The 12,259-nt window shown below is 42.3% G+C and carries 13 protein-coding genes; 6 read left to right on the forward strand and 7 right to left on the reverse strand.

The features are described from left to right. Positions 1–59: 59 nt before the first annotated feature. On the reverse strand, positions 60–2,354 hold the full coding sequence (locus BUC20_RS18790) for a sodium-translocating pyrophosphatase (protein ID WP_073232563.1): 2,295 nt from the start codon (positions 2,352–2,354) through the stop codon (positions 60–62). Positions 2,355–2,755: 401 nt separating this feature from the next. Here BUC20_RS18790 and BUC20_RS18795 point away from each other — a divergent pair, with 401 nt between their 5' ends. Together BUC20_RS18795 and BUC20_RS18800 are read left to right on the forward strand one after the other, a co-directional pair. Then, the gene (locus tag BUC20_RS18795; protein ID WP_073232564.1) at positions 2,756–4,219 is read left to right on the forward strand and encodes an APC family permease; all 1,464 of its coding nucleotides are present in this window, start codon (positions 2,756–2,758) and stop codon (positions 4,217–4,219) included. Positions 4,220–4,277: 58 nt separating this feature from the next. Beyond that, on the forward strand, positions 4,278–4,859 hold the full coding sequence (locus BUC20_RS18800) for a helix-turn-helix domain-containing protein (protein ID WP_073232565.1): 582 nt from the start codon (positions 4,278–4,280) through the stop codon (positions 4,857–4,859). Between the two features lies 1 nt (position 4,860). Here BUC20_RS18800 and BUC20_RS18805 read toward each other — a convergent pair whose 3' ends face one another. From BUC20_RS18805 to BUC20_RS33935, 3 genes are all read right to left on the reverse strand, one after another. Further along, complete coding sequence (locus tag BUC20_RS18805) at positions 4,861–5,331, reverse strand: GNAT family N-acetyltransferase (RefSeq protein ID WP_073232566.1); 471 nt, start codon at positions 5,329–5,331, stop codon at positions 4,861–4,863. Positions 5,332–5,335: 4 nt separating this feature from the next. After that, positions 5,336–5,533: a DUF5808 domain-containing protein gene (locus BUC20_RS18810; RefSeq protein WP_073232567.1), complete on the reverse strand. Its 198-nt coding sequence runs from the start codon at positions 5,531–5,533 to the stop codon at positions 5,336–5,338. Between the two features lie 134 nt (positions 5,534–5,667). Beyond that, a complete protein-coding gene (locus BUC20_RS33935) occupies positions 5,668–5,808 on the reverse strand; it encodes a hypothetical protein (RefSeq protein ID WP_159441128.1) in 141 nt (46 codons plus the stop codon). Between the two features lie 164 nt (positions 5,809–5,972). Here BUC20_RS33935 and BUC20_RS18815 point away from each other — a divergent pair, with 164 nt between their 5' ends. Next, complete coding sequence (locus BUC20_RS18815) at positions 5,973–6,737, forward strand: DUF1269 domain-containing protein (RefSeq protein WP_073232568.1); 765 nt, start codon at positions 5,973–5,975, stop codon at positions 6,735–6,737. Between the two features lie 8 nt (positions 6,738–6,745). On the opposite strand, the gene BUC20_RS18820 is transcribed toward BUC20_RS18815, so the two are convergent. From BUC20_RS18820 to BUC20_RS18830, 3 genes are read right to left on the reverse strand one after another with little or no spacing between them, the layout of a single operon-like run. Further along, positions 6,746–7,645 carry a DMT family transporter gene (locus BUC20_RS18820; RefSeq protein ID WP_073232569.1) on the reverse strand — a complete coding sequence of 300 codons (900 nt, stop codon included), beginning with the start codon at positions 7,643–7,645 and terminating at the stop codon, positions 6,746–6,748. A gap of 56 nt (positions 7,646–7,701) precedes the next feature. Beyond that, positions 7,702–8,271, reverse strand: coding sequence for a Crp/Fnr family transcriptional regulator (locus BUC20_RS18825; RefSeq protein ID WP_073232570.1), 570 nt, complete (start codon positions 8,269–8,271; stop codon positions 7,702–7,704). A 4-nt stretch (positions 8,272–8,275) separates the two neighbouring features. Continuing rightward, entirely contained in the window at positions 8,276–8,902 is a 627-nt protein-coding gene (locus tag BUC20_RS18830; RefSeq protein WP_073232571.1) for a chloramphenicol acetyltransferase, read from the reverse strand. A gap of 182 nt (positions 8,903–9,084) precedes the next feature. Between BUC20_RS18830 and BUC20_RS18835 the strand changes: the two genes are divergently transcribed. The 3 genes from BUC20_RS18835 to BUC20_RS18845 all read left to right on the forward strand — a co-directional run bounded on the left by BUC20_RS18835 (position 9,085) and on the right by BUC20_RS18845 (position 12,258). Further along, positions 9,085–9,906, forward strand: coding sequence for a universal stress protein (locus BUC20_RS18835; RefSeq protein WP_073232745.1), 822 nt, complete (start codon positions 9,085–9,087; stop codon positions 9,904–9,906). A 184-nt stretch (positions 9,907–10,090) separates the two neighbouring features. Further along, positions 10,091–11,113, forward strand: coding sequence for a sugar kinase (locus tag BUC20_RS18840; RefSeq protein WP_073232572.1), 1,023 nt, complete (start codon positions 10,091–10,093; stop codon positions 11,111–11,113). Positions 11,114–11,145: 32 nt separating this feature from the next. Then, a complete protein-coding gene (locus BUC20_RS18845) occupies positions 11,146–12,258 on the forward strand; it encodes a D-TA family PLP-dependent enzyme (RefSeq protein WP_073232573.1) in 1,113 nt (370 codons plus the stop codon). Position 12,259: the final 1 nt, after the last annotated feature.

Consider the following 12,259-nt stretch of genomic DNA (forward strand, 5'->3'; position numbering starts at 1 on the left):
TGTTTAAAAATAAAAGGGATTCTTATTCAAAATCCCTTTTAGCGGTAACAATTGTAATATTAAGGCTTGATGGTCAAGGTGTCAATGGTATTTTTTACCGTATCCATCGTCTCTTTGCCCAGAGAATCGACCGATTTAAGCACCCGGATCTCCTTCCTGATCTCCTGTTTTGTTTCTGTCATCACCCCTACAGCAATGTAAGGAGCGATCACCAGAGAAACGATAGACATCAGTTTAATCAGGATATTCATAGAAGGGCCAGAGGTATCTTTGAACGGATCACCCACAGTATCACCGGTAACTGAGGCTTTATGTGGCTCAGATTTTTTATAGAACATTTCCCCGTTAATTTCTACTCCCTTTTCAAATGATTTTTTCGCATTGTCCCATGCACCACCGGCATTGCTTTGGAAAATACCCATCAATACGCCGGAAACAGTAACCCCGGCAAGCAGACCGCCTAATATCTCTGCTGAACTTACGGAAGGGAATACCCCTTTAAGTCCAAAACCAACTATAATCGGTACCAGTAAAGCAATCGCTCCGGGTAACATCATCTCGCGGATAGATGCCTTGGTGGAGATGGCCACACATTTTTCATATTCAGGTTTAGCCTTATACTCCATAATTCCCGGGATTTCACGGAACTGACGGCGAACTTCCTGAACCATATCCATTGCTGCCTTACCGACCGCTGCAATACAAAGGGCCGAGAAGATAAATGGAATCATGGCACCCACAAATAAACCTGCCAGAACAGGGGCTTTATAGATGTCGATGGCATCAATTCCGGCAACTCCCACAAAAGCGGCAAATAAAGCCAGTGAGGTTAAAGCAGCAGAAGCAATGGCAAATCCCTTACCTGTTGCGGCGGTAGTGTTCCCTACCGCATCTAAATTGTCTGTACGCTCACGGACTTCCGGTGGAAGCTGGCTCATTTCTGCAATTCCACCTGCATTGTCTGCAATAGGACCAAAAGCATCAATGGCGAGCTGCATAGCTGTCGTTGCCATCATTCCGGCAGCAGCGATGGCCACCCCATATAAACCGGCAAAGGAATAAGAGAAGATAATTCCTCCTGCCAGTACAAGGATAGGGGCAACTGTAGATTTCATTCCTACAGATAAACCACCAATAATATTTGTCGCATGGCCTGTGCCTGATTGCTGAATGATCGAATTCACAGGGCCTTTACCCATGGCAGTATAGTATTCAGTAATGATACTCATTAACGTACCCACTACCAAGCCCACGATGATGGCAAAATAGACATCCAGACTGGTAAAGCTAACCCCACGTAAATGCAGGTGAGGAGGAAGCATGAACATTACAATGAAATAACAAGCAACGGCAGTCAGCAGGATGGAGCTCCAGTTCCCTAAGTTCAGGGCAGTCTGCACATTAGAATCTTCTCCTTTAATGCGGACAAACCAGGTGCCTACAATAGAAAATAAGATGCCTAATCCACAGATCACCATTGGTAACAATACAGGAGAGAAACCATTCAGGTGATCTACAGCAACTCCATTTAATTTATCGACTACAATTTCCTGTCCCAAAACCATGGTGGCCAGGATGGTGGCTACATAAGAACCGAATAAATCGGCACCCATTCCGGCCACATCTCCAACATTATCACCTACGTTGTCGGCAATTGTTGCCGGATTTCTTACATCATCTTCAGGAATTCCCGCTTCTACTTTACCTACCAGATCGGCACCAACGTCTGCTGCTTTGGTATAAATACCGCCACCAACACGTGCAAATAAAGCAATGGATTCTGCTCCTAAAGAGAAACCGGTTAATACCTCTATCGCTGTTTTCATCTCGGTGCTGTTGGTACTTACGACGTTAAAAATCTGTAAGAATACGATAAACAATCCTCCTAATCCCAATATGGCCAGTCCGGCAACGCCTAATCCCATTACTGTTCCTCCGGTAAAGGAAACCTTTAATGCTTTGGATAAACTGGTTCTTGCGGCCTGAGTGGTACGGACATTGGCTTTTGTTGCGGCTTTCATTCCGATATATCCTGCGGTAGCCGAAAATACAGCACCAATCACAAAAGCTACGGCAATGATCCAGCTGGAATGCAAAGCGACTCCATTTACTTCGTGAACGGTTCCTGAATAAGCAAGTAAAGCTGCGGTAAATACCACGAAAATGCTCAATACTTTCCACTCTGCTTTCAAAAAAGCCATCGCTCCGTCGGCAATATAACCAGCCAGTTCCTGCATGTTTGCATCACCAGGATCCTGCTTGTTTACCCATGCGCTTTTGATGGCCATTACGATAATGCCGATTAGACCCAGTAGGGGAATAAAATAGATAAGATTGTTTTGTAAAAACTCCATACTTAATTTCTGTTTATTTGGTTCTTTATTTGGTTTACGCAGTTAATTGCGGCCCCTTCATAATCATGAGCGGTTAGAGAGCTGATTCTTAAGGTAGAGCAACGTAAAAATAAGTGTGTTCTTTTAAAAAGCAAATTTTTAATGAACTGATTGTTAAGCTTTTTTTGAGAAATAATAATTTAATATTCCGAATGCCTCTCCGGACAATCTGATTTTAATTTTTTTAAATATATTAGCACAAACTAACCAAACAAAATGAAACCATCAAATTGAACCACAATTAATTGTGCACATCAGTGGGGATTGTTTCATTTTGAAAAACCAACCTCATGAATATTTCATCATCGCAGGAACCACAAATGCAGTTGAAGTACTCATGATTAAAACCAAAAACAAACTAAATGGAAAAAGAAAGTCAAGATGGCTCTTTCAAGAGAGAACTTGGATTATTAGATGGTACAATGCTGGTCGTAGGTTCTATGATCGGTTCCGGGATCTTTATTGTCAGTGCTGATATTGCCCGGCAGGTGGGCTCGGCAGGATGGCTGATCTTAATCTGGGTCATCACCGGACTGGTAACTGTGATTGCTGCAGTAAGTTATGGTGAGCTGAGTGCCATGTTTCCTAAGGCAGGCGGACAATATGTATACCTGAAAGAATCTTATAACAAACTGATTGCCTTTTTATATGGATGGAGCTTTTTTGCGGTCATCCAGACCGGGACAATTGCTGCCGTAGGAGTGGCTTTCTCTAAGTTTGCCGCTTACCTTTATGAACCATTGAGTGAAACTAACATTCTCTGGCAGATAAAAATCGGAACAGATGCGGCAGGGGCACCAGAGTTCTTTTCCTTAAGTGCGGCACAAATTGTATCTATTCTGACCATTATTCTTTTAACTTATATCAATAGTCGTGGGGTGAAAGACAGCAAAACTTTGCAAACTTTCCTTACGATCATCAAAATATTATCGCTTTTCGGACTGATTGTATTTGGTTTTACCCTGGGTGCCAAAGCAGAGATCTGGAATGCCAACTGGACCGATGCCTGGAGCACGAGATCTTTTAATGTAGAAAGTGGTTCCTGGATGACTATCGGTGGTTCTGTGCTTTTTGCAGCCATTTCCGCTTCTCTTGTTGGCTCCTTATTCTCAAGTGATGCCTGGAACGGGGTAACTTTTATCGCCGGAGAGATCAAAAAACCGGAGCGGAATGTTGGACTAAGCCTTTTCCTCGGAACTTTTATTGTGAGTGTCATCTATATCCTGGCCAACTTAATGTACGTTGCGGTAATCCCTTTGAATGATATTGCTACAGCAAAGTCGGATCGGGTTGCGGTGGTTGCTGCCCAGCATATCTTCGGAAACGCAGGGACGATCATCATTGCGGTAATGATCATGATCTCTACCTTCGCCTGTAACAACGGATTGATTATGGCAGGGGCAAGGGTCTATTACACGATGGCTAAAGATGGTCTTTTCTTCAAAAAAGCAGCCAGCTTAAACAAAGCCAGTGTACCTGCCTGGGCGCTATGGATTCAGTGTTTCTGGGCTTCAGCTTTATGTCTGACCGGTAAATATGGCGCTTTACTGGATTTTGTGATGATCATTGTAATGATATTTTATATCCTGACCATTTTTGGGATTTTCATTCTGAGAAGAAAAATGCCAAATGCGGAACGTCCTTATAAAGCTTTCGGATACCCGGTATTGCCAATGTTGTATATCATTTTCGCTACGGTCTTCTGTGTGTCTCTGTTGATTACCAGGATCAGTACCTGCGGATGGGGCGTGGTGATCATGCTGGCCGGAATCCCTGTTTATTATCTGACAAAACAAAAAGAACTGGAACCCGATAAAGGAAATTAGTATAAATAGAATGGTGATGCGGCTATAAATTGATTAATTTTGGACAAGAAAAAAAACTATGGAAGAGGATGTAATCCTGAAAATCAGTTACCGGATAAAAGAAATCAGAAAAGAAAGAGGCATCACCATTCAGGAATTAGCGGATCGGGCGGGGGTAAGTAAGGGATTGATTTCCCAGATTGAAAACAACCGTACCGTACCTTCTTTAATGGTTTTGATTGACATCATTAAGTCGTTGGATGTAGATTTAAACCAGTTTTTTAAAGACATCTCTGCCAGCTCGAATAAAGCACCGGTAGTGGTAAAAAGAAAGACAGAATATGAATCTTTTGAAAAAGAGCAGGCCCTGGGATTTCTATACCAGCGTATCCTGACCAAATCGATAAAGAATTCTACGGTTGATATTGTATTATTGGAACTGGAGCCTGATGCAACACGTCCGATGGTCACTACTGAAGCTTTTGAGTATAAGTATATCCTGGCGGGAAATGTCAAGTATATTTTCGAAGATCAGGAGATCGAACTATCTGCCGGAGATTCCCTTTTGTTTGACGGACGCTTATCCCATACCCCAAGAAACACAGGGAAAGATAAGGCAATAATGCTGATCATTTATTTCTTCGAAGAGGCGAGAACTTAAGCTATTTTTTGTTGATCCAGCGGATGGCTACCGCCGACATTTGTTCCAGTTCAAGCCTGGTGTCCGGTAGAATAATGAACTCATTTTTCAGGTAAAAACCCAGAGGAGAATGGTAATATTCCCCGTTTTCTTTCAGGTCTTTGTTATGGTCTATCACCCATCCGTTCAGTTCATCTGTGGTCTTTTTCATTTCCTCCAGCAAACGGCGGCCATGCCCCTGACCATGTAAGTTGCTATCGATAACAACCGCAAACCAGGGCTGGTTATTTCTGGTGAAACGCAATGCCCATCCCACCACCTCCTCAGAAGGATCAGTTAACAGATGGTATTCAAGATCAGCAAGATTACTCAGATAATTGTCCAGGTCCTTTACCTCCCCATGTTTGAGTTTAGCAGGATACTCCTTATTCCATAGGTCATGTATGGCCTTTTTCTGAACCGGATCAATAGTAACTGACTGAATGATTTTCATCACCTTATTGAAGGTAGACCGCTGTGTAAACAACAAGCGCGGTAATGCTGATCAGTATCAGAATGTTCAGCTTATGTGCAAAGTTTATAGTATACCCCATTGATCTTTCTCTCTTAGGGACAAACAATCTAGAATCCTCAGAATTCCAGTAAATGATTCCAATTTTGTAATTGACAATATTGTCTACAGGGTCCATATCCATCTTTTAAGAATTAATTTCCTATCACTGATATGAATATATGATTTTCAGCTATATAAAGAAAGAAAAGTTGAAAACAATGCCAAATATTTCAATTTAATGGATCTTTCTTGAAGATATCTTCCATTTAATCCCAATTACTTTGCGTTTTTCTTTTTACTGACCGCAACTTTCTTTGCATCCTTGGCGGAGGTTGCATTTTCCGGCTCAGCACCTTTCGCTTTTCCCGTTGCTCCCGAGACCTCTTTCTGCTCTGTTTTGTTTCTTGGACTTTTCATGGCTTTAGAATTATTGTAATGATTAACATAACGATTGGAGTAGTATAACAACTAAAAAACAAATAGGTTTATCAATTCTGTTTACCAGGAGTCACGTTGTGGCGTCTCGCAAACAAAACATGGACTGAATTGTAGTATATGGACCATACCAAAAAAATATAACCATGGAAAAAATGATTCAGGCCTTGTTTAATTCTGAAGTAGAGGCATTCAAAGGCTTACAGGCCTTGCAACAACTCAACTTAAATAAAGACGTCTCTGTAGGTGAAACTTATGTGCTGACAAGAGATCTTGATGGTCATGTAAACATTCGTTCGGCCAAAAGTGAATCAGAAGGATCAGGGGTAATCAGCGGAGGATTGATTGGTGGTCTCGTCGGACTTTTAGCCGGTCCTCTTGGTTTTATCGTTGGTTTGGCCGGAGGTATGATTGCCGGTTCTGCGGGTGAAACTTTAAAGGCCGAAGGTGTATCAGATTACCTGGATCGGGTTTCCGCTAATATTCCAAATGGAAAGTCCGTGCTCATTGCTCATGTTTGGGAAAATTGGGAGATACCTGTTGATACCGCGCTGTTGCCACTTAGTACAGACCTTAAGCGGTTTAGTTTAGATGAACAGGTCTTTGCTCCTGCACAAACTGAACTCGACAAATTAAATGCTGATCTGAAAGCAGCCGAAATCAGATTGGCGGAGGTCGATGAACAGTTAAAACCAGAATGGGAGGCTACGGTCAAAGACCTGAAGGCAAGAAGAGAAACATTAGAAGGTAAACTGAAAATCCATACAGAACATCAGGAACAGCAATATCAGGTTTGGGTAGATGAACATCCTTCCGATCATGAAGCCCATGATACGGAAAGACGTGAGTACCTTGAAAATAGAATTAAGGAGCAAAAAGCCCGTCTGGACCAGTTAAAGAAAAACAGATAAATCAATCGCTATTTTAATTCCGGCTTTGGTTTTTCGATATTCATCAGGACCACTGCAGCAAGGATCAGTGTAATTCCCAGCCATTGGAATCCGTTAACAGGTTCTTTCAGCAGGAGGTGTGCCATCATAACCGAGACCGGGATCTCCACTGCAGCGATGATCGCCCCGAGGCCAACTCCGGTAAGCGGCATCCCCATGGTAAACAGTAAGGGCGGCAAGATCGTTCCAAACAAAGAAAGCACAATGGCCCATCTCCAAAAGATGCTGAACCCGAAATCTGCATTTAAGGAAGCATGAAAAATGCATAAAATGATGATCAATCCTCCCAGTACCAGGTATAGGCTTCTCTTTATGGAAGGTAGGTGCAGGGCAATCCCATTGGACGCATATACCGCAACGGTATAAGCCATTGCTGCCAGCATTCCCCAACCAATTCCACGCCAGTCTATAATGATTTCTGCTGCCCAGAGATTGGTGGCCAGGACTGTTCCGGCAAGGATGATCAGTACGGCAACGATCTTCCGGCTTCCCGGAAGTTTTTTATGCATGATCATCTCCAGGATCACGCCCATCCAAACCGTTTGCATCAACAAAACAATCCCAACACTTACAGGGATGTATTGTACAGACAAATAATAGCAAACACTCGTTAAGCCCATGGAGGTTCCTGCAACGAGTAATTTGGTGATGCTCTTCCATTTAGGGCTGGTATCAGCTGCCTGCGGCTTATTTCTGGTAAACAGACTTAAAAGCAGCAGCCCGATTACACCTAATGTGAATTGAGAAATAGTGACCTCAGCGGTGGTGTAATGCTCTTTATACGCCATTTTTACAAAGGTGGCCAGCATTCCGTAACTGGAAGATCCTAAAGCAACCAGAATGCTTCCTTTTATAATATTGTTTTTCATTCGCCTGCAAAGAAAGGTCATATTTATGAGCTTCCTCTTTACCTATGTTGATATATTTATAACTCCGCTCTGATGCGGCTCAATTGTGTGGGGGTAACGCCCAGATAGGAAGCCATATGGTGTTGCTTTAGCCGGTTAAACAATTTCAGGTTATTTTCCCTGAAATCCAGATAACGTTGTTTGGCAGTTTGGTATTTTAAGGTGATTTCACCAATTTCCTTCTCTATGATCCAGTGCTGTTCCATATAATGGATATAAAACCTGGCAATATCGGGGTATTGAAGTGTTAATTCCCTGAACCCCTCAAAGCTGTAGCTGATGATTTCTGTTTCCTCTAATGCCTGTATGGTAAACAGGCTGGCTTGCTGAAGCAGCATTGCGCTGGTTGAGGCAACTAAAGTCTGTTCAGGAAAGAATTTTTTAATCACGGTTGCACCATCTTTGTCCGTGTAGTAATAGGAAAAAAGGCCCTTTTTTACATAAGCAATCCTTTTAGGAATACTCCCCTCCATCAGGAAGTATTCATTTTTAGCGATCGTTTTTTCCTGCAATAACTGCTGCCATGCCCTTTGTGCTGCATCGGAAATGGCAGTATAGGTTTTGATGTATTGCCAGAATGCCTCCATATCTTTATGCTTCGTTCATGAGGGATTGAAAAGAATCTATAAATTGCCCCACATGATAACCATCCATCAGGGCATGGTGTACGTGAATGGAGACCGGCATGGTTTTCTTTCCGTCCAGTTCTGTCATCTTTCCAAAAGATATTTTCGGACTGCTATCTGGAAATGAAAAACTTCTTGCATGCGACATGGAACTGAAATTGATCCATGGAAGTGCAGAATAGTGAATCACGCATTCTCCCAGAATTTCCGGAAAAAGACTTTTACTACTCCGGACCTGTGCTATTTCCTGGTCTGCTCCTGCTTTAAATTCGGCGTAATTTTCCTGAAAGGGAATATAAGAGAATCCAAAAGTTCCATCAGGACGATCCACTGTAGGAGAAGCACTGACCTGATCATAAACCCAAACCTGATCCTCTGAAATCCGGTAACGGAACGCAGGAATGCGGTTTGCTGCGGTCAATGATTTGTGCAGATAATATAAGAAAAAGGAGGTTCCGCTTGTTTTTGCTGCTGTATAAGCGATGGTACAATCTATATTTATGGTCAGTCCGAAAAAAGGTTCGTCAAATTGATTGAAAAATTGAAAGTGCTCCTTTCTTGCCCAGGTGTTTAAGTCTAAAATTTGTTTCATTGATCGTAATTGTGTTCATCCTTATGTCTGGCCCAAAGATCGCTTTTTTTTCGGCCATCTGGTTTGTCATAATAGATTGACTTTTCAGTTTGTTTAGTGTAAAATTATTTTCTGAGACGATTGAAAACGGAAGTTTGGGGAAACTATTGGTTAAATTTACGCATAACCAATATACAATTCTTATGGTAACTATAATTGTCGCAACAGATTTTTCCGATGTAGCTGAAAATGCAGTAGAATACGCCGCAGCCGCTGCCAAACATGGTAATGCAAGGCTTGTTTTATTCAACTCGTATGTCCTTCCTATTCATGCTGCCAACACGATCTTACCCGCTTCGAGTATTCAAAAACTAATGGACGAAAATGAAAACCGATTGCAGGAACGTGCACTTTTCCTATCTAAAACTTATGGGATCAAAGTAGGTTTTGAAGCCCGTTTTTCGTTTGTAGAAGATGAGTTGACCGACCTGATCGAAAGACATAAAGCAGAATTGTTGGTGTTGGGGATGAAAGCCAGAACGCTGGAGCAGGATTTAATGGGAAATACCACGACTGCTGCTATAAAAAAACTAAAATTCCCTGTACTTGCAGTGCCTATTGGAGCGAAATTCGGGGAAATTAAAAAAATCCTTTTTGCATGTGATGTATTGAGGGGAGTGCCTAAAAAGATCCTGAAACGAATTAAGGAACTTGCCACCAGTCTGAATGCAGAGGTGGAGGTATTTCATGTCAACAATGCGATCGAAGAAATGAAAGCTGATCATCCGGCAATGTCATCAAAAGATGGGATTGGCAGCGGCCTGTCTGGCGTAAGCTATTATTACAAAAATGTAAAATCCAACCAGGTCATCAAAGAGATAGAGAAAGAGATCAAGGAATTCAAAGCTGATCTTTTGATCATGATTCCTAATAAATACGGGTTCTGGGCCTCTTTGGTGCACCGTAGTAAAACACGGGTAATGGCTTCGGGATTAGATATTCCTTTGTTCTCTATTCCTATTTAATTCGCTCAACTGCGATTGCAGACCAGTAAAAAACAGGGGAATCAATTACTCCAGCCCAGGAGTAATTGATTCCCCTGTTTGCAAATATTTTGCATTCTATTTGTGCAAATTTTATGCATATTAGCTTAACAGTTATATATTTGATAAATTAGCCTATCAAACCAAATATCACAGGTTATTGCCTATGAATCCTACTCCTAATATCACCTGTTTTGGTGAACTCTTGTTGCGTTTTAATACGCAGTCAGGCCTGCGCCTTATGCAGTCTGATGCTTTTAATGTTCATGTTGCAGGTGCGGAAGCAAATGTGGCAGTACTGTTAGCCCGGTTGGGGTTAAACAGCAGAATGGTAACAAGAGTTCCGGACAATGACCTGGCAGAGATGGCCATTTCAGCACTCAGAAAATATGGAGTAGATACCACAGGAATTTTTAAAGGAGGAGATCGGCTGGGAACTTACTATGTAGAAAACGGAAACCATATCCGTCCTACACAAGTCATTTATGACCGTTCAGGTTCTTCTTTTTCCCAGCTTAAACCCGGGATGGCCGACTGGCAGCAGTTGCTGAAATCATCTTCTTTATTCCATTGGTCTGGCGTAGCAGCGGCACTTTCAGAGAGCGCAGCGGAAGTGTGCAAAGAAGCGATTGAAATTGCCCACCAAAAAGGGATCATGATTTCTGCTGATTTTAACTACCGTAAGAAACTATGGAAGTATGGGAAAGAAGCACAGGAAATCATGCCTGGCTTATTGCGCTATTGTCAGGTAGCTGTGGCCGATTTGGATAGTGCTGCCGTCTATTTTGGCATTAAAACCAGGGAAGGGATGTCTCTCCGGGATCGGTTTGAATACTGTTTCTCTTTTCTGAAAACAAAAATGCCCCTTCTTAAAACTTTTGCCATGAGTTTCAGGATGGTCGAAGGACTAAATCATGAATATTTTGCCGGATTGGCGCATGAAGGGAAGTTTTATTATTCCACAGTACACAACCTTCCAATGGTTACAGATCAGATTGGAACAGGTGATGCCTTTACCGCTGGATTACTTTATGGCATTTCCTCTGATTTTGATCCTCAAAAGATGATCAACTGGGCGACTGCTTGTGGAGTGCTGAAACAAAGTATTCATGGCGACTGGGCTCTGACCAATAAAGAGGAGATCGAAGCCTTTATGCAAAGCGGCATCTCTACAAAAATAAACAGATAACAAGGAAAAAACCTTTGACAACTATATTAAGCATGAAAAACTGGCAGGAAATTTCAAACCTGAATGCATTTGATACCCCCTTATTTGTGGTATATGAAGCACGTCTTAAATCTAATATTGAAATGGCTCTGGTTATGCTTTCAGGAAACGTGGACCGGTTCAGGCCACATATTAAAACCCATAAGATAGGGGAGGTCATTCAGTTGTTTTCCGAATATCAGATCCGCAAAATTAAATGCGCCACAATTGCGGAAGCGGAACTGGCTGCTGCAAATGGAATGAACGATATCCTGATTGCTTATCAGCCGGTGGGATTTAAAATCAACAGGTTGATGGAACTGATGCTGGCTTTTCCGGAATGTCAGTTCTCCTGTCTGGTCGATAATCCGGATACTGCAGATCAGATTGCAATGGTCGCTTTGGAACATCAGCTGGAAGTAGCGGTATATGTAGATCTGAATACCGGAATGAACCGGACAGGTTTTCCGGTAGATGGGAATGTGATTGGGTTTTGTCTGGCTTTAAGCGGTATCAAAGGCCTGAAATTAAAAGGACTGCATGCTTATGATGGCCATCTCCATGATCAGGATCCTGCTGTCCGTGCGGAAAAAGCAAGACCTGCGCTGGAAAAAATACTTGCAGATGCCGGTGAACTGGCTAAGCTGGGGATTTCTGATCTGAAAATCGTTGCCGGAGGGTCGAATACTTTCTCTTTTTATGCCAGCCGGGAAGGCGTAGAATGCAGTCCGGGAACTTTCGTTTTCTGGGATGATAACTATACCAGACATCTGCCTGAATTGGAATTTCAGCCTGCTGCATTATTGATTTGTACCGTAATTTCTCTTCCTGCTCCCGACCTGATTTGTGTAGACCTGGGCTATAAGTCTGTGTCTTCAGAAAATCCCCTGGAAAAAAGAGTGTTGTTTCCCTGGAATGAGGATTTAACACCTTATGGTCATTCCGAAGAACACCTCACCTTAAAACATACTACATCAGGAAAATACAAAATCGGGGATCGTATTTATGGACTGCCTTACCATGTTTGTCCAACCTGTGCACTTTATGAAGAAGCTCAGGTGGTGAGGGGACGGCAGATTGAAACGAGCTGGAAGATCAAAGCCAGGGATAAAAAAATCTCTATCTAAA

The sequence above is a fragment of the Pedobacter caeni genome, from assembly GCF_900129215.1.
Classification (GTDB): Bacteria; Bacteroidota; Bacteroidia; order Sphingobacteriales; family Sphingobacteriaceae; genus Pedobacter; species Pedobacter caeni.